15 protein-coding genes and 1 pseudogene are annotated in these 22,038 nt (G+C 66.2%); 15 read left to right on the top strand and 1 reads right to left on the bottom strand.

Annotation, left to right across the window (positions count from 1 at the left end; genetic code table 11):
• Positions 1-74: 74 nt before the first annotated feature.
• The 6 genes and pseudogenes from QPC17_RS08700 to tgt all read left to right on the top strand — a co-directional run bounded on the left by QPC17_RS08700 (position 75) and on the right by tgt (position 6,092).
• Positions 75-1,484 carry a hypothetical protein gene (locus QPC17_RS08700; protein WP_285347244.1) on the top strand — a complete coding sequence of 470 codons (1,410 nt, stop codon included), beginning with the start codon at positions 75-77 and terminating at the stop codon, positions 1,482-1,484.
• 118 nt (positions 1,485-1,602) lie between these two features.
• Positions 1,603-2,370, top strand: coding sequence for a CYTH domain-containing protein (locus tag QPC17_RS08695; RefSeq protein ID WP_062612924.1), 768 nt, complete (start codon positions 1,603-1,605; stop codon positions 2,368-2,370).
• A gap of 123 nt (positions 2,371-2,493) precedes the next feature.
• Entirely contained in the window at positions 2,494-3,042 is a 549-nt protein-coding gene (locus QPC17_RS08690; protein WP_062612926.1) for a DUF4825 domain-containing protein, read from the top strand.
• A gap of 115 nt (positions 3,043-3,157) precedes the next feature.
• A complete protein-coding gene (locus QPC17_RS08685) occupies positions 3,158-3,976 on the top strand; it encodes a DUF4261 domain-containing protein (protein ID WP_062612927.1) in 819 nt (272 codons plus the stop codon).
• A 144-nt stretch (positions 3,977-4,120) separates the two neighbouring features.
• Entirely contained in the window at positions 4,121-4,858 is a 738-nt protein-coding gene (locus tag QPC17_RS08680; protein WP_082661104.1) for a queuosine precursor transporter, read from the top strand.
• Positions 4,859-4,860: 2 nt separating this feature from the next.
• Positions 4,861-6,092, top strand: a pseudogene (tgt, locus tag QPC17_RS08675) (tRNA guanosine(34) transglycosylase Tgt).
• 167 nt (positions 6,093-6,259) lie between these two features.
• On the opposite strand, the gene QPC17_RS08670 reads toward tgt, so the two are convergent.
• Positions 6,260-7,579, bottom strand: coding sequence for a hypothetical protein (locus tag QPC17_RS08670; RefSeq protein ID WP_285347243.1), 1,320 nt, complete (start codon positions 7,577-7,579; stop codon positions 6,260-6,262).
• A gap of 92 nt (positions 7,580-7,671) precedes the next feature.
• On the opposite strand from QPC17_RS08670, the gene QPC17_RS08665 reads away from it, so the two are divergent.
• The 9 genes from QPC17_RS08665 (at position 7,672) to QPC17_RS08625 (ending at position 22,005) form a co-directional block, all read left to right on the top strand.
• Positions 7,672-9,006 (top strand): TrkH family potassium uptake protein, encoded by a 1,335-nt coding sequence (locus QPC17_RS08665; RefSeq protein WP_285347242.1) that lies wholly within the window; start codon positions 7,672-7,674, stop codon positions 9,004-9,006.
• A complete protein-coding gene (locus tag QPC17_RS08660) occupies positions 8,999-9,676 on the top strand; it encodes a potassium channel family protein (protein ID WP_201783139.1) in 678 nt (225 codons plus the stop codon). The genes QPC17_RS08665 and QPC17_RS08660 overlap by 8 nt, the downstream gene beginning before the upstream one ends.
• 111 nt (positions 9,677-9,787) lie before the next feature.
• Entirely contained in the window at positions 9,788-12,871 is a 3,084-nt protein-coding gene (locus QPC17_RS08655) for an efflux RND transporter permease subunit (RefSeq protein WP_285347241.1), read from the top strand.
• Positions 12,872-13,048: 177 nt separating this feature from the next.
• Complete coding sequence (locus QPC17_RS08650) at positions 13,049-13,666, top strand: TetR/AcrR family transcriptional regulator (protein ID WP_062612935.1); 618 nt, start codon at positions 13,049-13,051, stop codon at positions 13,664-13,666.
• 16 nt (positions 13,667-13,682) lie between these two features.
• Positions 13,683-16,277 carry an ATP-dependent RNA helicase gene (locus tag QPC17_RS08645; protein ID WP_285347240.1) on the top strand — a complete coding sequence of 865 codons (2,595 nt, stop codon included), beginning with the start codon at positions 13,683-13,685 and terminating at the stop codon, positions 16,275-16,277.
• Positions 16,278-16,515: 238 nt separating this feature from the next.
• Positions 16,516-17,865, top strand: a complete 1,350-nt coding sequence (locus QPC17_RS08640) for a class I SAM-dependent methyltransferase (RefSeq protein WP_285347239.1) — start codon at positions 16,516-16,518, stop codon at positions 17,863-17,865.
• 195 nt (positions 17,866-18,060) lie between these two features.
• Positions 18,061-18,417 (top strand): hypothetical protein, encoded by a 357-nt coding sequence (locus QPC17_RS08635; RefSeq protein WP_285347238.1) that lies wholly within the window; start codon positions 18,061-18,063, stop codon positions 18,415-18,417.
• A 233-nt stretch (positions 18,418-18,650) separates the two neighbouring features.
• Positions 18,651-21,359 (top strand): type II CRISPR RNA-guided endonuclease Cas9, encoded by a 2,709-nt coding sequence (gene cas9, locus QPC17_RS08630; RefSeq protein WP_285347237.1) that lies wholly within the window; start codon positions 18,651-18,653, stop codon positions 21,357-21,359.
• Positions 21,328-22,005, top strand: a complete 678-nt coding sequence (locus tag QPC17_RS08625; protein WP_489749504.1) for a hypothetical protein — start codon at positions 21,328-21,330, stop codon at positions 22,003-22,005. The genes cas9 and QPC17_RS08625 overlap by 32 nt, the downstream gene beginning before the upstream one ends.
• The last annotated feature ends 33 nt before the right edge of the window (positions 22,006-22,038 follow it).

Genomic DNA, 22,038 nt, shown 5'->3' with positions numbered 1-22,038 from the left:
CCACTATTCGGCGGGGAAATTGCGGGGCCGGTATTGTGGAGGGATAAAGCCGGGGTTGCGATGGAGGTGGCGGGATGCGGAAGCGGGCAGTTGCGCTGGTGCTCGCCGGGTGTGCTGTGCTTACCGCGTGCACCGACGTCACCAAGCCAGCTTCCCCGACGGCGACGCCGTCCGCCCCCGACTCGGCGAGCGTGCCGGGGGCGGACGAGCCGAGCGCCGAGCCCACGCCCGAACCCGTACGTAACCCCTATGAGGGCGGCGCCGAACGGGACTGGTCGGTGGAGCTGCCGGGCCAGCCGACGGCCGTGGTGTACGACAGGCAGTCGGGCACGTTGATCGCCGCGCTCGCGGAGGCGCGGGGCACGCAGCTGCACGCCTTCAGTGTGTCGAGTTCCGGGCGCACGCTCCCCATCTGGACCTACGACATCCCTGACGCCACCGACATCCTCGCGATGGACGCCTCGAGCGGGTCGGTGTTCGTGTCGGTGGGGGATGCGGGGGCTGGTTCTGGGGACGCTGGTTCTGGGGGTGCCGGGGCCGCGGAGGCGAATGCCGGGGGTGCGGACGCGGGCCGGGTGACGGCGTCGTCGGGAAAAATGACGGACGCCGTGCCGAGCGATTTTATTGTGCTGGGGGCGAGGTCAGGCGCGGAGGAGCTGAGGTGGACGCGGGCGCATGTGCTGGACACGGAGGTGCCGTGGCTGGTCGGCGCGTATGACGCGGGCGCGGGGATCGTGCGGCTCGGGCGCGACTCGGTGCTCGCCGCGGTGATCGACTCCGGTGGGCGCGTGATCGAAGACGAGCGGCTGTTCACGGCGGATGCGCAGGTGAGGCTCGGGATCGACATCGTGGATACCGGGATTCCGGGCACCGCCGGCACCACGTTCGTGACCTACCCCGGGCTGAGCAAGGTCAGCGGGGACAAGTGCTGGTCCGTCACCGACGGAATCGTGTGCGTGGGCGCGGGCCAGGTGGTGGAGTACGACGCGCGCGCAAACCTCCGGCGCGAAACGCCGCTGCGGGCCGGGAGCGCCGGGGAGGTCTACGAGGTCGCGGGCATGGATCCCGACGTCACTGCGCGCGAGCTGGCCGAGGCGCTCGCGGAGCGGGCTGATGCGGCGGGCGTGGATTCGGCCGGCGAAGGCGCCGGGGGTTCTGGTTCGGGTGCGTCCGGTGGTGCTGGCACCGGCGAGTCCGACTCCGCCGATTCCGATGTGCCCGAGGCCGACAAGCCCGCTGCCAATGCGCGGGATCGTGCCACGGTGGCCGTGCTCGCGGACGGGCGCTGGCTCACCGACATCCCCGCGGGCGCCGAGCCCTTCGCGCGCGGCGCCCCGTTTGCCCAGGCCGGGAATGCGATCGTCAACCTGGTCACGGGTGAGGCACTGGTGGAGGATGCGCTCGTGGGCGAAGGCCACAGCGCCGACATGTTCTTCGAGTGGGACGGCTCCGCCCTGCATTATTTGCGCCCGCTCGGCCGCTGATTAGCCCCGGCGGCTGGACTGCCGGGCTCCGGGAACTGGGGGCGTGGGCCCGGTTGGCTCCCAGGCGTAGCCTCTGCACAGGGCCCGGGGGCCAGCCGGGGCGGGGTATGCTTTCGTCATGGAAGACTTTCCCTTCGAATTCGAACGCAAGTTCCTGGTGCGCCGGCTACCCGAGGGTGTGGTCGAGCACGGTGCGCCGAAGGTGATCATTCAGGCCTACGTGTTCGCCGAGGCCGGCTACGCGATCCGCGTCCGCCTCGCATTCCGTGGGGTGGACCTCGACGCCGATCTGGGCACCCCCGCCTTCGACCCGGCCGTCGACGAACTCGGCGCCTACGAACGCCGACTCCTCGCCGAGCTCGTGGCCAGGTCATCCGCGCCCGCCACCAGCACTTCCACCCCCTCGGCCGGCACTTCCGCCGACGCCGGCGGCCCGGCACCCGGCATCCCCGTGGCCCCAATAAGCCCAACAACCCCAAGCCCCCATCCCACGCCCCCGCCGGTAGCGACCATCGCAGTGAAGTCCCCGTCGGTGGCGGGCGAGCGCTACGAGATGGAGACCGAGCTCGACCCGGAGGTGGCCGTGCAGATCATCCAGCGCTCGGGCCGGATTGTGGCCAAGACCCGCCATTCGCTGTGGGTGGGCGAGGACGGCTGGGAGTTCGACGTTTTCTCTGGCCAGAACGCCGGCCTGGTGGTAGCGGAGATTGAGCGCCTGAGCCCGGTGGTGGACCTGGCGATCCCGGACTTCTGCGTCACGGAAGTGACCACGGACCCGCGTTTCACCAACGATTCCCTCGCGAAGGAACCGTGGCAGCACTGGGATGCGCTCTACATGAACGAGCTCGCCCAGCGCGGCCCCTTCTTCCTTGACCTGCGCGGGTAGCAACGGGGGGTGATGGCGACGCCCGGCGCCGACGTCGTCGTCATCCCGTAGCCGGCGCACCCGGAGCGCCGCTTCACCCTGCGGGCTTATGCGGGCGGGGTGGGAGTCGAGAATAATGGGGGCATGACAAGTTCTTCGTCGCGCAAGAGCCTGGTGGTGCAGGTGCTGATCTCCATCGGGTTGGCATTGATTGTCATCATTGGCTTCACGTACATTCGCTTGACGGAATCGAAAGCGAACTTGGCGCAGGTGCAGTCGTTGGAGCAGCAGTCGTCGTTTGTGACGCACGACATCAATGCGCTCGAAACCCGCCGCTCACCCTACGTGGGCGACAACTCGAACACCGTGCAGGCCCTGTATGCGCTGCCGCTCGGCGCGCGCATTGACAGGGTGGAGATCCATGGCACAGACGTGCTGGTCATGCTCGGCGAAGGCGACACCGGCAACGAACGCGAAAACGTGCTGTATTCCGCGGTGGCGTTCATGGCCGCGATCGACAACGCCACTTCCCTCACGTACGTCACCCTCGACGGCAGTTACTACGTGGAGCGTTCCGCCATCGAGGAGCGCTTCGGCACCCCGCTATCCGACCTGCTCGATTCCGCCGAGACCTGGCAGGGCGCGCGGGGGCTGGTCCCGTTGGAGGCGGGCTCGCTGGTCGCGGATAGTTAGCGCTCACGACGCCGTTCGCGCACTTCACGCTTGACGGCGCCCGCCCTGTGCCACGCAGCCCGGCCCATGTTGCCTCACCCGCGGCGTACCGCGGTCCACCCGGTAGACTCGTCCCATGCACGAGCTTGGAATTTCCTCGATTCACCCCTCCGCCCCCGCGATGTTTTCGGCGGCGGCGATCATGCGCGCGCCGATCGACCTCGAAGCCGCCGTCGAGCGTTTTGCCGCCCTGTGGGGCGAGCCGGTCATGCCAGAGTGGGACGTGGTGGACGAGCACGCCGGCGACTCCGGCCGCGTCCTCCACTTCGAGCTCGACGGCGTCCACGTGCTCCTCACCCCCGTGCCCCACGGTTTGGTGTTGGAGCGCGGGCAGCTGCCGCTTCATCGGTTCCACGTGGCGGCATCGTTTTTCGTTCCCGACGACGGCGCCCCCGACCCAGCCCCCGGCGAGCCGGACCCGGAGGCGGCCCTGGCCAGGGAGTTGCGGCGCCGGCACAAGATGGTCAAGGCGCACATCGTCTTTACCGAAGTGATGGACGGGCTCATGCGTGAGCCGGCGGCGATCGGCGTGTACCGCGACGAGCTGGGGGTGCTGATGCCGCCGTCGATGGTGACGAGCCTGGCCGAGATGCTGACGAAGGGGCAGGCGCCCCTGCCTCTGTGGGTGAACGTGCGGGTGCACTCCCACGATCTCACCTTTGGGCGCACGCTCGGCCTGACCAACTTCGGGCACTTGGACGTGCAGGTGCGGGAGTCGACCCGCTCGGAGGAGGACGTGTACAACCTGCTGATGAACGTGGCCAATTATGTGGTCACGGGCGACACCTTCCTCCTCCCCAGCCAGACCCTCGGGTACACGGACGGGGAGCAGATCGTGATCTCGCAGGAAGTGTCGCAGGCCGATGGGGCCACGGTCATTCGGCTCGACTTCTAGCCGGATCCGGCCGCGGCGGGTGCTACCATATTCCCGGACGTGCGAGCGATCGGCGTCCCACCCGCCCGCAACCCGCGGCCGAGGTGCGCTTGGGTAGTGGCAGTGCCCGGCGTCGACGCGCATTCGCGCCCACGAAAGGACACCATGACTGCCCCCGAGCCAACCACGCCCGCGCCCGCTCTCTCCGACGGCGCAACCCCCGCCAACGACGCCGCGGCCCAGCCCGCCGCCACCACCACCGCCTACGCCGCGATCCGGCGCGGCTTGTATGACTACTTCGCGGTTTTCTTCGTTGCCTTCCTGTTGCTGTCGAACATCGGCGCGACGAAGCTGGTGGAGATCGGCCCCCTCACGTTTGACGGCGGCGCGATCCTCTTCCCGCTGACCTACATCATCGGCGACGTCCTGTCCGAGGTCTACGGTTTTAAGGCCGCCCGGCGCGTGATCTTCATGGGATTTGTGGTCTCGTTCCTGGCCTCGCTCACGTTCTGGGCGGTCATCCAGCTGCCCGCCCACCCGGATTACACGAGCCAGGCCGCCTTCGAGGAGGTCCTGGGCGTGGTGTGGCGCTTCGTCTTCGCTTCCCTCGCCGGTTATCTGGCCGGTCAGCTACTGAACGCGAAGGTCCTCACCGCGATCAAAGACCGTTGGGGAGAAAAGCACATGTGGGCGCGCCTCATCGGCTCCACCCTGGTGGGCGAGGCGGCGGACACGGTCATTTTCTGCGTGATCGCGTGGGTCGGCGTCGTGGGCTGGGCGACAATCGCGAACCTCGCCGTCGTCGGCTTCCTGTACAAGGTGTCGGTCGAAGTGGTGTTCCTGCCGATCACTTACGCTGTCATTAACCTGGTCAAGAAGCACGAACCGAACTACGGAAAGTAAGCATGTTTACCCTTGAATCCCGCCTGGACGGCACGCTCGCGCGCACGGGCACCATCCACACCCCGCACGGCGACATCCACACCCCCGCCTTCATCCCCGTGGGCACGAAGGCGACGGTCAAGTCCACCCTGCCAGAGTCCGTCAAGGACCTCGGCGCGCAGGCCGTGCTCTCCAACGCCTATCACCTCTACTTGCAGCCCGGTTCGGACGTGGTAGACGAGGCGGGCGGACTCGGCGCGTTCATGAACTGGCCCGGCCCCACTTACACCGACTCGGGCGGCTTCCAGGTGATGAGCCTAGGGTCGGGGTTCAAGAAGGTGCTCTCGGACGAGTTCTCGGGCAAGACCGTCGCCGACGACGCCGTGGCGCCCGGCAAGGAGCGCCTCGCCAATGTCGATGACGACGGCGTGTGGTTCCGCTCGCACCTCAACGGCGATAGGCACCGCTTCACGCCGGAGATCTCGATGCGGATCCAGCACGAGCTGGGCGCGGACATCATCTTCGCCTTCGACGAGCTGACCACGCTCATGAACTCGCGGCCTTACCAGGAGGAGGCGCTGGAGCGGACGCGGCTGTGGGCGCAGCGGTGCCTGGCCGAGCACAAGCGGCTGACCGAAGAGCGGGAGGGCAAGCCCCCTACCAGCAGCTGTTCGGCGTGATCCAGGGCGCCCAGTACGAGGATCTGCGGCGCAAGGCCGCCCGCGACCTGGGCTCGATGGAGGTGGACGGACAGCGCTTCGACGGCTTCGGGATCGGGGGCGCGCTGGAGAAGGAGAACCTGTCCACGATCACGGCGTGGGTGAGCGAGGAGCTGCCCGAGGACCGGGCGCGGCACATGCTTGGCATCTCCGAGCCGGATGACTTCTTCGCCTGCGTCGAATCCGGGGCGGACACCTTCGACTGTGTCAACCCCTCGCGGGTGGCCCGCAACGCCGCGATTTACTCGCCCACCGGTCGCTTCAACATCACGCGCTCGGAGTTCAAGCGGGACTTCACCCCGCTGGTGGAGGGCTGCACCTGCTACACGTGCCGCAACTACACGCGGGCCTACATCCACCACCTGTTCAAGGCCAAGGAGATGCTCTCGGCCACCCTGTGCACGATCCACAACGAGCACTTCACGGTTAACCTGGTCGACCAGATCCGGGCCTCCATCGCGGCCGGCACGTACTGGGAGTATAAGGAAGAGACGCTCGGCCGGTTTTATGGGAGCGCGGGGCCGATGGCCAAGTAGCGCCCGGCTCGGGGACTCGGGGACTCGGGGGCTCGGGTCTTGCGCCCCGCCCGTCAATTCTCAGGACTCTGGGGCCAAAAAGGCCGATTTCGCGCACGACAAGCTGTATTCTCCTGAGATTTGACGGCGCCTGAGCGTACCCGAGCGCGGCACCACGCCGGCTGGCGCTAAAAGCGCCGGTCAGTGGCGTCCCGGAGCTTGCGCAGAGTGTCCTCGTCCGGAAAACCCGTGACCCGGTAGCGCGGCGGCCACACCGTGTCGTCCTCCACGATCCCGTCGGGCCAGATCTCGCGCGCCACGTGCGTGCGGACCGTGATGTTGACCGCCGGTACCTCCTGCCACGGGTGCGGGGAGCGGGTGAAGGTGACGAAGTCGGTGTGGGGGATGGAGCCGTGGGCGTCGGTGGCATCCCATGTGGCGGCGGACACCCGCTCGCCCGTGGTGAGCCGGCGCGGCTGGAAGGTCTTGACCTGCCCGAACGCGGGCCACTGCCGCATCATGTCCTCCTGCGCCGTGTAGATCTTTTGCCGGAAGTAGTTGCGCAGCGCGCCGAGCACGGCCGCCAGCTCCGAGTCGGGGAAGGGTTGCCATTCGAGCCAGCCGTCGGCGGCCACGGTGTGAGGCAGGGGGTAGATCGCGTCGTCGGAGTTGCGTTGGGCGAGCAGGAGTTTGAAGAAGTCGGCCAGGTGCGGGTCGTCGGCGAAGACGATGAAGAGCTTCGTGCGCGAGGCAGGGATGAACAGCGGGATGTCGTCCGGGTGCTGCTCGCAAATACGGTCGGCCACCTGCTGGATCATGTCCAGATCCGAGAACCAGGACAGTTCGTAGTTCGGTGGTTGGAGGAATGTCATCACCTGCGCGCCCGCGATCTCCGTGATCCCGATCTCCACCGATTGCTGGGTGCCGTTCGTCATGAACCGCAGCGTCATGACGGCGTCGGACATGATCTCCCCGATCTCGCGGGAATCCTCCAGTTGGTCGTAGTAGATCGGCTGGATGGTGTCCGGGTAGTCGTGCGCGAGCCCCACCGCGAGGAACGCCGTCAGCGGGATGTAGACAATCGAGTCCGAGTCCGGGGTGGCCGGCAGGAAGTAGTCCGCCGAGCGCACGATCGGGACGATCAGGGCCTCCGCGTCCGGGTCATCTAGGTCGTCGGAGGGTTCGCCGCTCGGGCCGGGGTAGGCGCCGCCGGTGGTGTCGGGGTAGCCGGGCACGACGCCGTCGTCGGGCTTTGCGGCCGAGGCCCGGTTGGGTTCGGTGACGGTGGCGGACTCGGCCTCGTCGATGCCGATGGAGATGAGGCGGTCGAGGAGTTCGGCGCGCTGGTCGAGCGGGGCGTCTTGCCTGATGAGGGCGCCGGGGCGGAAGCGGAAGGTGCGCCCGTCGTCGAGGAGGACGTCCAGCCAGTCCCCGTTCGCCGTCACCAGGGAATTCGCCAGCCGCGGGTGCTGGGAGGTCTGCTGCAGGGCCCACTCCATGAAATCCATAACCTCATTCTTATCAACTCGGCGCTTTGAGCAAAATGTTGCGCCTGGCACGGAAGTAGTCGCGGGGGCGTGCGTGGGCTTACGCTGTGCTCGTGCACTATTTGCGTCATCTGCGCCCGGCAAGCGCGGTAGCACTAAGTTTCTTCAGTTTGATTGCGATCGGCACGGTCCTGCTCGCCACGCCATGGGCCTCCGCCGGAGCACCCGTAGCGATCGTTGACGCCCTTTTCACCGCCACCTCCGCCGTGTGCCTCACCGGCCTCATCACGCTCGACACCGCCCAGGCCTGGACCCACTTCGGCCAGGGAGTCATCATGGTGCTCGTCCAGTTCGGCGGTCTGGGGATCATGACGATTGCGTGCCTCCTGTCCATGTTGCTGGGGGCGCGGCTGGGGCTCCGGCGTCGTCTGACGGCGGGAGCCGAGGGCCGTGGCGACCTGGGGAACGTGCGCTGGGTGGTGCGCGCCACGGTGTTCTTCACCTTCGCCATCGAGGCCGTCATCTTCCTCTTCCTCACCGCGCGCTTCCGCTTCGGCTACGGATACGGCTGGGGGCGCGCCACCTGGGAAGGCCTGTTCCACTCTGTTTCGTCCTTCAATAACGCGGGCTTCGCGCTGTATACGGACAACGTGATCGGTTTTGCCGACGATGGCCTCATCCTCCTCCCCCTCGCTTTCGGGCTCATGGTGGGCGGACTGGGATTTCCCGTGCTACTGGAGACGTTCCGGCGCCTGCGCACGCCGAAGTGCCTGCGCCGGCGCTGGTCGCTGACCGCGCTGTTCACGTGGGTGGGCACGGGGGTCCTCATCATCCTGGGCGTGCTGTTGATGCTCACCGAATGGAATGGGGTGCTCGCCGGCTTCGACACTCCCGGCCGCTTCCTCAACGCCTTCTTCGCCGCTGTCAGCCCCCGCACTGCCGGCTTCAACGCCATTGACTACGCCGATGCCCGCGCCCAGACCCTGCTCGGCACCGACATTCTCATGTTCATAGGTGGCGGCTCCGGTGGTACCGCGGGCGGCATCAAGATCACCACGCTCGCCGTCCTTCTCGCCACGATCGGGGCGGAGGTGCGGGGCCGGCGCGTCGTCTCCGCACACGGCCGTGCCATGTCCCGGCGCGTGATCGGCCAGGCGCTGTCGGTGACGGTCGCGGCGCTCACGCTCGTGGTTGGCGCGACGTTCGTCATCCTTGCGCTCTCGCCCGGCTTCACCCTCGACCAGGTCCTCTTTGAAACCACCTCCGCCTTCGGTACGGTGGGTCTATCCACGGGCATCACGGAGAGCCTGCCGCGCCACGCCCAACTCGTCCTCATTGTCCTCATGTTCGCCGGCCGCGTGGGCCCCCTAGGCCTCGCCACCACCCTCGCTGGGCGCGTGACAAACCGGCTGTACGAGTACCCCGAAGAAAGGCCTGCCATTGGCTAACATCTTTGCTCACCGCAATTCCGACGACGGCGCCGTGGTCGTCCTCGGCCTCGGCCGGTTCGGCCGGGCGCTCGCCGCGGAACTGGAAAACAGCGGCGTGGAGGTGCTGTGCGTGGACTCCGACCGCGAGGTGGTCCAGGAGCTGTCCACCCAGTTCGACCACATCGTCCACGCGGACGCCACCAACACCGAGGCGCTGCGCCAGCTGGGCGTGGACGAGGCCTCGCGCGTCATCATCGCGATCGGCTCGCACGTGGAGGCCTCGGTTCTGGCCGCCTCCGCCGTCATCACCATGGGGGTGCCGGACGTGTGGGCGAAGGCGTCAAAGGAATCGCACGCCATACTGCTGTCCCAGATCGGGGTCCACCACATCGTCCGGCCCGAGATCGACATGGGCAAGCGCGTGGCCCACCTCATCCGCAACGACGTGGAGGACTACCTCGAGTTCACCCACGGCTTCTCCGTGGCCGCCGCCACCCCGCCCGCCCGCCTGCTGGGCAAGACCGTGGGCGAGGTCAACGCCAAGAAGACCGGCCTGGAGATCATCGCGGTCCAGCGCGGGGAGGGTAACTTCCGCGCCGCCCGCGACACCGACACCCTCGAATCCGGCGATCTCATCATTCTCGCCGGCCCTACCTCCCGCCTGGAGCGGGAGACGGAGCGCCTTTAGGCGTGTGCGGCGAGCCCCTAGCCCCGCCCGCTACTCTGTGAGAGGACAGGTTGGCGCCCTCCCGCACCCCTTCCCTAGGCTCAGTATGTTGGCCTACTGATCTGGGGAAAAATGTTTAAGCTTGCCGAAGGTTCCTTGAAGAACCGCGCCTTCGTGGCCCTCCTCTCCACCGTGATTTTTGTCCTGGGTATCTTCGCCCTCGGCACCCTGCGCCAGGAGCTCATCCCGCGCGTGGAGCTGCCGGTCATCAACGTCATCTCGGTGTCCCCGGGTGCCACGTCGGAGCAGATGCACGACCGCGTGTCGGTCCCGATCGAGCAGCAGGTTTCCACGATCGCGGAGGTCTCGGAGACGACCACCACGTCCCGGTCCTCGGTCTCGATCGTCACGATCGAGCTCGACTACGGCACGGACATCGCCCGCGCCACCAACCGCGTGGAGCAGCAGATTTCGCGTGCGGACGATAACTTCCCGGAGGGCCTGACCTACGACGTCGTCTCCGGCGGCACGTCCGACATCCCGCTCGCGTACGTGGCCGTGACCTCGGACGGCACCCCGCTGGAGGTGGCGGAGCGCCTGCGCACCACAGTTGTTCCAGCGCTTGAGCAGGAGAACGGGGTCGCCTCCGTCCAGCTGCTCGGCGCCCCGGAGCAGCGCATCTCGATCACGCTCGACCAGGCCCGCATCGCCGAACTCGGCATTTCCGCCGACGCCGTCCAGCAGGCCCTCGAAGACAACGGTCTGTCGGTGCCAGTGGGCTCGCTCGTGGATGGCGAGGAGTCGCGGGACGTGACGGTGGGCCAGGAGATTGACTCGGTCGACGCCCTCAAGCAGATCCCGGTGGTGGCGGGCGAGGCGCAGCCGGGCCAGCCGGCCACGGTCTACCCGCTCTCGGACATCGCGGACGTCGAGCTCACGCAAGCAGATGCCCAGATGGTCGGCCGCCTCAACGGCGAATCGGCGCTCGGCATCGTCATCTTCCCCACCGCGAATGCCAACATCGTGCAGGTCACGGACCAGGTCAACGGCGTGCTGGACGAGCTAGCCCCCGCCGTCGGGAACAATACTCAGTTCACCACCCTGTTCACGCAGGCGCCGTTCATCACGGGCTCGATCGAGTCGCTGGCCCAGGAGGGCGCGCTCGGCCTCATCTTCGCGGTGCTCGTGATCCTCATCTTCCTCACCTCGATCCGCTCCACGCTGGTCACGGCCCTGTCGATCCCGCTGTCCCTGCTCGTGGGCTTCATCGGCATGCTCGTGGGCGGGTACTCGCTCAACATGCTCACCCTCGCCGCGCTCACCCTGTCGATCGGGCGCGTGGTGGACGATTCGATCGTCGTTATCGAAAACATCAAGCGGCACCTCGAGTACGGCAAGCCCAGGCGGGAGGCGATTCTCGACGCCGTCCAGGAGGTCGCGTCCGCAATCACGGCGTCGACCGTGGTGTCGTTCATCGTGTTCGTGCCAGTGGGCCTGGTGCCGGGCATGGTGGGAGAGCTTTTCCGCCCGTTCGCGTTCACGGTGGTGATCGCGCTGGCGGCGTCGTTGCTGGTGGCGCTGACGATCGTGCCGGTGCTCGCGTACTGGTTCTTGCGCCCGTCGAAGGAGGCGAAGGCGGCCCTGGAGAGCGGTGAGGTGGAGGAGTTCCGGCGTCGTGCGGAAGAAAAGGAGCACCACTACTGGCTGCACCGAGCCTACAAGCCGGCCCTGCGCGGCACGCAGAAGCACCCGGCGATCACGCTGGTGGCGGCGGTGGCGATCCTGGCCGCGACCCTGGCGCTGTTCCCGCTACTCAAGATCAACCTGCTGGGCGGCACGAACCAGGGCAACGTGACGGTGGCGCAGGCGACCGCTCCGGGGGCGTCGATGGAGGCGAAGGTGGAGCAGGCCGATGCCACCGAGGCGAAGATTTCGGCGATCGCGGGCGTGGAGTCCACGGCGGCGATGATCGGCTCCAGCCCGATGGCGATGGGTGGGGCCGGCGATACGATTACGTACATGATTTCGGTGGACGAGAAGGCGGACATCACCGAGCTCACCGACGCGATCGTGGCAGCCGGCGACTCCGTGACCGGCGAGGGCACCACCTCCGACTCGAGCCAGTCGATGCTGGGCTCGGGCACGATCGACGTCAACGTCACGGCCCCCACCCCGGAGGCGCTCGCGGCGGCGACCGAGCAAATCAACGACGCCGTGGCCCAGCTCCCCGAGATCAAGCGGGCTGAGCACAACGCCAGTGCAATCACGCCGGCCGTGCAGGTCAACGTCAACCGGGACGCGGCCGCGGCCGTGGGGCTGACCGAGAACGCGATCGTGGGGATGATCGCGGCGCAGATGGTGGAGCCGAATATCGGGCAGATCACGATCGACAACGTGGACACCTCGATCTATATTTCGATTGATGAGCCGGTCACCACGATCGAGGCCCTGCGCGCGATGACGATCCTCGGCCAGCCGCTCGAGGCGTTCGCCACCGTGGAGGAGGTCGACTCGCTGCCGACCATCGTGACGATCAACGGGCAAACGACGACGACCGTGTCCGCGACGCCCGTCGACGCCGACAACCTCGGCCACGCCACGGACGCGGTGAAGGAGGCCGTGGCCGGGCTGGACCTGCCGGACGGGACGGTGACGTCGATGGACGGGGCCTCCCAGCAGCTCGCGGATTCGTTCAACCAGCTGGGGCTGGCGCTCGCGGCGGCAGTGCTGCTCATCTACGTGGTGCTCGTGTGGATCTTCCGCTCGCTCGTCCAGCCGGCGCTGTTGCTGGTGGCGATCCCGTTCGCGGCGATCGGCTCCTTCCTGGCGCTGCTCATCACGGGCACGGCGCTCGACATCTCGGCGATGATCGGCCTGCTCATGCTGACCGGCATCGTGGTGACCAACGCGGTGGTGCTGGTGGACCTCATGAACCAGTACCGCGAGCAGGGCATGGATCTAGCGAGCGCAGTGCATGACGGGGCGATGCGGCGCGTGCGGCCGGTGGCGATGACGTCGCTGGCCACCATTGTGGCGATGATCCCGATGGCGCTGGGGCTGTCGTCGTCGACCGGGTTTATTTCGACCCCGCTGGCGATCACGGTGATCGGCGGACTCATCACCTCCACCCTGCTTACCCTCATCCTGTTGCCGATTTTGTACCGGCTGATCGAGGGCGTGGGAGAACGCCGGCGGGCGAAGGCAGGGCGGGACTAAGCCGTGTTGGCTTGCTTGGGGCTCTTCCTCATTGGTGACGCGGGCAGAAGTCGTGAATATACCGGCTACGGGTTGCTATATCGCCCTGGTAGGTACTAGATTCACGAGTTTTCCCGCTCCACCCTGAAATGGGAATAGCCGGTAAACTGGGGAGACCGTCGTCGTGAAAGAAAGACCATGAGCCCGAAGATTTCTGCGCCCTCCGTGAAGGAACATCACTCGATGATGTACACCAAGCTGGTGGACTGTGCCGAGGAGATCCTGCGCGAGGACGGGCCGGCGGCGCTGACGGCGGGGGCCGTGGCGGCGCGGGCGGGGATCGCGCGCAACTCGATCTACCGTTACGTGGAGTCGATTGACGACCTGCGTCTGCTTGTGCTCGAGCGCTATATCCCGGGCTGGAAGAAGCGGCTGGACACGGCGCTGGAGGTGGACGCGGAGCCGTACGAGCAGCTACGCACACTCGTCGAGATCACGCTGGACATCGGCGCGGAGGCCGGGCACCAGTGGCTGATCGACGTGGTCAAGGCCGGGATCGGGCGCGGGAAGCGGGACGAGGCGCCGTCGGGCGCGCAGATCCAGGCCAGGTCCGACGCCGTGCTGAATTTCCACCGCGAGCTCGCCGGGAGCGTGGTGCGGCTGTGGCGCGAGGTGACGCCGCAAGCCGCGGTGGTCAACGCCCAGATGACCCGGTCGATCCTGGACGCGGGCCTGCGGTTGCTCGACCACGGGTACCCGGCCGGCGAGGTGAAGGCGACGGCGCTGCGGCTGCTCGCCGCGCTCGTCGGGCGCTAGTACGCGAGCGCTAAGCATGGAGCGGCTGCTCGAAAACCTGCCGGACCTGCCCGTTGCGCGCGGGCTGGGGGATATTGCGCGCCAGCGCGGCAACATCGTGATGACAGCGTCGCCCGGGTCGGGCAAGACGATGCTGGTGCCCGTGCTCATGGCCACGCTCGTGGAGGGGCGCGTGATCGTGGTGCAGCCCCGGCGCGTGGCAGCGCGGGCGGCGGCCCGGCGGATCGCCTACCTGCTGGGCGAGCCCGTGGGGCAACAGGTGGGATTCCGGGTGCGAGGAGAGTCGAAGCCGGGCAGCCGCGTGGAGATGGTGACGCCGGGTGTCATGCTACGCATGCTCCAGCACGACCCGGAGCTGGCGGGCGTGGGCGCCGTGATTATCGACGAAATCCATGAGCGCGACCTCGACACCGACCTCGCAACCGCCTTCGTGCTCGACGTCCAAGACACCCTGCGCCCCGACCTGCGGCTGGTAGCGATGTCCGCCACGCTCGAGGCCGGACGGTTCGCGGAGCTAGTAGGCGGTGCGGTGGTGGAGATCCCCGGCGCGATCCACCCGGTGGCGGTGGAGGAGCGGCTCGGCCCGCGGGCCCTGACCGACGTGGGACACGGCGTGGTGGTCTCGCGTGACTTCCTCGCGCACGTGGCCCGCGTGGTGCACGAGGCGGCGCAGTGGGCTGCGGGGCGCGGCGGCGGCAGTGGGGCCGGTGCGGCTGGTGGTGTGGGCGCGGCTGGCGTGGGCGGCGTCGTGCCCGGTGAGGGCGACCCGCCGGGCTCGGTGCTCGTGTTCCTACCGGGCGTGGGGGAGATTGAGAAGATGCGGGCGCTGCTGGCGGGCGCGCCCCTGCCGGTGATGGCGCTGCACGGGTCGATGCCGGCGAAGGAGCAGGACCGGGTGCTGGCCGGCGGTGAAGACAGGATTATTTTGGCGACGTCACTGGCGGAATCGTCGCTGACGGTGCCGGGTGTGCGGGCCGTGGTGGACGCGGCGCTGGCGCGAGAGCCGCGCTTCGAGCCGCGCACGGGCATCTCGGACCTGGTGACCGTGCACGCCTCGCGGGCCAGGCTGGACCAGCGCGCCGGGCGGGCCGGGCGCGAAGGGCCGGGCCGGGCGTGGCGATGCCTGAGCTACGCGCGGGCGGTGGAGTTTTCGGAGCCGGAGATAGTGGTCGGCGACGTGACGGGCGCGAGCCTGCAGGCCGCGGCGTGGGGCAACCCGGGGATGGCCGGCCTGCGCCTGCTCGACCAGCCCAAGCCCGCGGCGGCAGAAGCGGCCCAGCGGACGTTGGCGGCGATCGGGGCTGTGGAGGAATCGGGAGTGATCACCGCGCGTGGGCGGGCACTTGCCGGCCTGCCGCTGTCCCCGCAGCTCGGGCGCGCCCTCATCGAGGGGGCCGCCGTGGTGGGCGCCCGGCGGGCGGCCGAGGTGGTGGCGCTGCTGTCGTTGGCGCCGCGCATTCCGGGTGCTGACCTCGCGGCGCAGCTCCGGCGCTCAGGTGGCGACCGTGAATGGGCCCGGGAGGCCAAGCGCCTGAAGGCGCTGGCGGGCCGGGTGGGCGCGGTGGCGGGCGGGCGTGCTGGTCAGGTGACGGGTGAGGTGCCAGGTCAGGCAGGCGGGCGGGCGCGAGCCGGGGCGGGCGCTCTGGTGCAAGCCGGGACGGGCGCGAGGCGGGCGAGTGTGGATGAGGAGATCGCGGCCGTCGTCGTGATGGCACACCCCATGTGGGTGGCGCGCAGGCGCGGGCGCGGGTATGTGCTAGCGAACGGCGCGGGGGCGGTGCTGGAGGACGGCTCGCCGCTGGAGGGCCAGGAGTGGCTGGCTGTCGCGGAATTGGGCGAGGCGCAGGGTCGGGCGGATGCGGTGATCCGGGCGGCGGTGCCGGTGGCGCCGGAGGACGCGGCGGAGTACGGGCCGGGCGTGAGTGAACGGGTGGAGACCGCGGTGCGCGGCATGGAGGTGACGGGCGCGCGGGTGCGGGCGCTGGGGGCGATCGAGCTAGGGCGCGAGCCGGTGAAACTGACGACGGATCAGGTGGCGGCGGCGAGGGCGCGCGAGGTGGAGCGGGCCGGGGTCGGGATGCTGGACTGGCCCGCGGCGGCGGTGGCGCTGCGGGAGCGGCTCGCGTTTCTGCACGAGGCCGTGGGGGAGCCCTGGCCGGACGTGTCCGATGAGGGGCTGGCCGCGCGCGTGGACGAGTGGCTGACCCCGCTGCTCGGCGCCGGGCGCCCCGACCTGCTGGCCGGGCTGCGTGCGCTGCTGCCCTGGCCGGAGGCGGCGCGGCTGGATGAGCTGGCCGCCGAGCGGATCGCCACGCCGACGGGGAGCGCAAAGGTGGACTACTCGTCCGGAGTGCCGACCGTGCGGCTGCGGTTGCAGGAGTGCTTCGGGTGGACGGCCACGCCCCGGCTGGCCGGGGTGCCCGTCACGCTCGAGCTGCTCTCACCCGCCCAGCGGCCGCTGGCGATTACGCGGGATCTGGAGTCGTTCTGGGCGGGGTCATATGCGCAGGTCCGGGCCGAAATGCGCGGGCGCTACCCGCGCCACCCCTGGCCCGAAGACCCGCTGACCGCCGAACCGACGAGGCGGGCCAAGCCGCGGGCCGGGCGGTAAACGCGGGTCGGAGGCCGCCGCGCGGCGAGCGCCGATAATCTGTGCCGTCGGCTTTGATTTTGGTCCGGCTCGGGGTGTGGCCGGCGCAAGTCGTGAATCTGGGGGCGACCTGGCCCGAATAGGAATCGGTAGCCGGTATTTTCACGAGTTGTGTGGGGCGGGTGCCGGGGACTGGGTGTGCGGGGCCTGCCCGGCCGGGCCCGGGCAGGTGGGATCGCGCGGACGGTAGGATGAGGGCATGCGATTCCCCCTTCCAGTTCGCGCTGCCGCCGCCGAGCCGCTCCTCGAGTGTCACTACTATGACCAGGGGCGTTGCCGATCCTGCACCCTGATCGAGACCCCGCAGGATGAGCAGCTCGCCGCCAAGCAGGCGCGGGCCGAAGAGGCGCTCGCCCCCTTCATGAACGGCGAGTGGCTGGAGCCGGGGGCTTCGGGGCGGGAGACGTTCCGCAACAAGGTCAAGCTGGTGGTGACGGGCACGGCGGCCCGCCCGAAGCTCGGTATCTTGGGCCCGGATGGAGGCCAGGACTTGCGCGACTGCCCGCTGCCCACCCCGGGAATCCAGCTGGCCATCCCGGCGCTGGCTCAGTTCGTGAGCGAGTGCGGATTCCACCCCTACGACCCGGTGAGCGACCGCGGGGTGCTCAAGTACGTGATCGTCACCGAGTCGCCGAGCGGGGAGCTGATGGTGCGATTCGTCGCGCGGAGGCGCGGCGTGCAGGGGATGCTATTCAAGAAGCTGGCGCGCCTGCGGGAGCTGTTACCGGCGGCGCGCGTGGTGTCGCTCAACGTCCAGCCTGAGCGCAAGGCGGTGATCGAGGGCGAGGAGGAGATCGTCATCTCCGACGAGTCGGCGCTGCCGATGCGGCTCGAAGTGGCCGGCGGCGAGCTGACTCTCAACCTGCGGCCGAAGTCGTTCTTTCAGACCAACACCGAGGCCGCGCAGGTGCTGTACTCGCGGGCGGTCGAATGGGTGGCCGGCGCGGGTGCGGATGTGGACACGGGCGCTGACGGAGAGAAGGACGCCGCCGGGGATCGCGAGGCCGGCAGGCCGGCCACGGTCTGGGACCTGTACTGCGGGGTCGGCGGTTTTGCACTCGCGCTCGCGAGCGCGGGGATGAACGTGGTCGGGGTCGAGGCCGAAGAGCAGGCAGTCGAGGCGGCGCGGGAGTCAGCGGAGGAGTTGGCTGGCACGGCCGGCGGCGGCGCGGACGCCGCCGCCTGCGGGCGAGCTGACGTCAGCTTCGGCAAGCAGAGTGATCCAACAACCGGCGTGCAGGCCCGCGGTCGGGGTGAGGCGCGCTTCGTCGTCGCGGATGCGACCGCGTGGGCGGGGGAGCAGGGCGAGCGGCCGGACGTCGTTGTCGTGAATCCGCCCCGGCGTGGGATCGGGCCGGAGCTGGCGGAGTGGATCGCGCGGTCGGGGGTGGCGACGGTGCTGTACTCGTCGTGCAATGTGCGGTCGCTAGCGAAGGATGTGGCGGCGATGGGCGGGTTCGACGTGGTGAAGGCGCAGGTGGTGGACATGTTCCCGCACACCGAGCACTTCGAGACGGTGTGTCTCCTCAGGCGGGCGTGCGAGGCGTGACGCGGCGCTGCCGGGTGGCGACGATCGGGATGCGGCCGGCGTTGACGGGGCGCGAGCCGCGTCAAACAACCGCTTGAAACAACTTCGCAAACAACTTGAAACAACTTGGGGTTGGGCCCGTTGTCCAGACCCCTGTTTTGGCGGAAAGGTGGGGAGGCATACTGAAGTAACCGGGAACTCTGAGGGGTGGAAGACGTGACGGAGCTACTCAAGAGCGGCTTCAGCCGTGCGCGAGCGGACGAACTTCCTGAGGCTTTCGTGTGCGCGAAGGTGGGCTGGGAGCTCGACAGCTCGCTATTCGCGGAGGGCCAGCCCCTGCGCGAATCCTTCATCGAGGCGCGGTTTGAAGCCCAGCGTACCGGCAGTAGCCTGGCACTTCGCGCGGTTCTGGACCAGGCGATGAGCCCGAGTGAGAACGTGACGTGGGCTGACCACGTCGTTCAAATGTGGGAGCTCAGCCTTCTGCGTGACGGCGTGACCGCCTTCTTGCCCGTTGAGGAGGACCTAAGGCGCAGGTTACGAGAGCACGGGCGAGCCGGGGCGATGGCGTAGGTGCCTTTTCGGCTTCCAAGGACGGAAGACTTCGATTGTGCTACCACTGCTATGGCAAAGTTGTGCCGGTTTCTTGCCAGTTGACGGTCTGTACAGAGTCCGATTAGAGTTGAAGGCGAACTGATTCTCAGTAAGGGTCCCCATGTTTGGGATTCCGAATGCTCCACGGGGTGCCTGACGGCACCCCGTTTCATTTGGATCGTTTTGTCGGAGCCTGTGGCTAGGATGTCCCTATGACTCAAGACACAAATTATCGTATTGGTATTGACGTGGGAACCAACTCCGTTGGACTGGCTGCGATAGAAGTTGATGGCCAGGATTTGCCTGTTCGCATTCTCAATTCGGTCGTCATGCTTCACGACTCTGGCGTAGACCCGGAGCAAGCAAAAGCCGCTATTACTCGGCTAGCTAATTCTGGGGTGGCGCGTCGAACTCGCAGGCTGATCCAGCGGCGCCGCAAGCGGCTCGATCAGCTTGATCGTCGCCTCAGGAGCCTGGGGTGGCCGATTGTTGATCACGAGGAGTTGACGGATCCGTATCTGCCGTGGAACGTTCGATACCAGCTGGTGACGGAGAAACTTGAAGGTGAGGATCTTAATCGTGCCCTATCGATTGCCGTGCGACACATGGCAAGGCACCGAGGCTGGCGATCGCCATACGCTGATGTCAGCACCCTGTTCATTGCGAAGCCGCCGAGTTCTCAGCTTGAAGACATGAAGCAGAGGGTGACCGAGAAGAGCGGCGTCGTGTTCGACGACGACACGACTCCTGCCGAGGTCGTGGTGAATCTGGGGCTGAACCCAGGAAATAGGCTTCGCAGTGCCTTGGGGGTGAAATATAAGGAGCGCGCTGTCAAAGACGGTGAGAGCGTTGCCGGCGAGGAAAAGATAGGTGTTTTCGGCGGGAAACTCATGCAGAGCGACAACGCGGGAGAGCTCATCAAGATAGGCCGTGTGCAGGAGCTAGATCCAGATTTCGTCAAGCAACTGATCTCCTGGGTCTTCGAGTCAGAGAGTCCGAAGGGCACGGCGGGTAAACGCGTTGGAAAGGATGCGTTACCCGGACAACAGGATAAGGATCGAGCACAAAAGGCGCATCCAGTCTTTCAGCGTTTTCGGATTGTCTCGGTGATTGCGAACCTTCGAATCAAGGAAGATGGGCAGACTCGTGTACTGACGGCGGAGGAAAAGGCTACGGCGATTGAGCTGCTTATGAGCGGCGTCGTCGAAGATGGTGTGACCTGGAATGACGTGGCTGAATGTATTGGTGTTGAAAGAAAGCATCTTGTCGGTACGGCAAAGGTCGCGGTCGAAGGAGAGCGGCCAGCGGCTTTCCCGCCGGTCAACACGACTGATCGACGCATTCGAGCATCAAAGATCATGCCGCTCGTCAACTGGTGGGGTCAGGCAAACCCTGACGAACAAGCCGCGATGGTGATCGCCCTTTCAAACGCCGATGAGTTGGATGAATCAACGCTAGGGGCCGAAGCGGTACGTGAGTTTCTTGAGCGACAAGACGAGACAGTGCTGGAAAAGATATCCCAGATCTCTCTGCCTGCAGGGCGTGCCGCATATTCGGTAGATTCGCTGGAGCGCCTAACTCAGCGAATGCTTAAGGATTCCTTGGATGTGCACGAAGCTCGAAAGATCGAGTTCAATGTTGAGGATTCCTGGACACCGCCGACCTCCCCAATTGGCGAACCGGTTGGCAATCCTGCCGTTGACCGGGTTTTCAAGATCGTCAACCGATGGCTTATGGCAGTTGAGCGAAAGTGGGGCACACCTAAGTCTGTCAACATCGAGCACATTCGATCCGGGTTCTCCTCTGAGTCTATGGTTCGCGAGTACGAAAAGGACCTCAAGAAGAGGCATGAACGCAACCAGAGGGTTTTGGAAGAGGCACATCAGAACCTTGGCATTACATCGAAGATGCGCAGGAGCGATATCACGCGTTACCTCGCTATCAGACGCCAGAATTCGCAGTGTCTCTATTGCGGCGCCGTGATTACCTTTGAAAACGCAGAGATGGATCATATTGTTCCTCGAAAGGGAGCAGGCTCCACAAACACGCGAGACAACCTTGCGGCGGTGTGCGAAATCTGTAATAAGTCGAAGTCCAATCTCCCGTTCGCTGTTTGGGCAAGCCAGCAATCTAGGCCGGGGGTAAGCATCGAAGAAGCTGTTAAGCGCGTGCGTGGCTTCATTGATGATCTAGGGTTGAGCCCAAAACAGAACCGTAACTTTAAGCAAGATGTCAGAACACGTTTGCGGAGAACGGAGGCAGACGAGCCGATCGATAACCGGTCAATCGAGTCCGTCGCCTGGATGGCCAATGAGCTACGTGATCGAATTGTCGGTCACTATGGCGGCGCGGACGTCAAGGTGCGTGTCTTCCGAGGCGCGATCACTGCTGAAGCGCGCCGTGCGTCGGGGTTCGAGAACCGGGTTGAGCTAATCGGCGGACGCGGGAAGACGCGGCTCGATCGCCGGCACCATGCAATGGATGCTGCGGTTATTGCGTTGATGTCGGACTATGTTGCTCAAACGCTCGCCGAAAGGCAGAGCATGAAGACTGCCGCGCAACAGACCCGTGACTTCACAAATGCATGGAAAGACTACCGTGGTAAGGATGCCGCGCATCAGTTACAGTTTGGGCAGTGGCTCAACAAGATGAATCGACTGCTCCAATTGTTCAATACAGCGTTGGCACGTGACGAAATCCCGGTCATGCAGAATGTGCGATTGCGGCTAGGCGACAGCGCTGCCCATGACGCCACCATTAGTAAGCTCGATCCTAAGCGAGTTGGAGAGGCCTGGACGCGAGATGAGATAGATCGATCGAGCACTCCCCAAATGTGGATCGCCCTTTCGCGTGACCCGGACTTCTCCGAAATAGAAGGACTGCCGGAGAATTCAGAAGAGGCGCCTTCGCGTAAAAAGTGAGTGGTTCGGTCCCGACGACGACCTAAGGATTCTGCCGAAGAATATCGCGGCAATCTCGGTTCGAGGAGGTTACGCTAAGGTCGGAAATACGATCCACCACGCAAGGATCTATCGTATTCCCGGAGCAAAGAGTGACACCTACGGAATGGTGCGGGTATTTGCCTCTGACCTCCTTAGGCATCGAAACGAGGATCTCTTCAGCGTGGACCTTGGGCCGGAAACGATCTCAATGCGCGATGCTAGACCTGAAGTTCGAGATGCTGTTATTAATGGGAATGCCGACTACCTTGGATGGCTGGTCGCAGGTACCGAACTCGATATTGATCTGTCGGATCCGAGCTTCCACAAGCATGCGATTGGTCAACTCCTCGAGGATTTCCCGTCCACGCATAGTTGGGTTGTCAAAGGTTTTACAACGAATTCGAAGTTGCGTTTGAGGCCCTCTCAGTTGTCGAGTGAAGGTATCGAAACGGGCGAGTACTCTGCAGGATCGCATAAAATCATCGCCTCAAAGACGGGTTGGATCGTTGAGCTGGGAGTGCTTGTAAAATCGAGGCATCTAAGAGTCGTCAGGAGAAACGCCCTTGGTAGTGAGCGAGTGAATTCCGCTCGAGGGCTTCCAAGTTCTTTTGCAATAAGGGGGTAACAGACGTGCAACGCTGGCGGGTGATTGATTGCT

Origin of the sequence: Trueperella bernardiae (assembly GCF_030246965.1) — a bacterium.
GTDB lineage: Bacteria > Actinomycetota > Actinomycetes > Actinomycetales > Actinomycetaceae > Trueperella > Trueperella bernardiae.
This window is presented reverse-complemented; position numbering and strand designations above follow the sequence as displayed.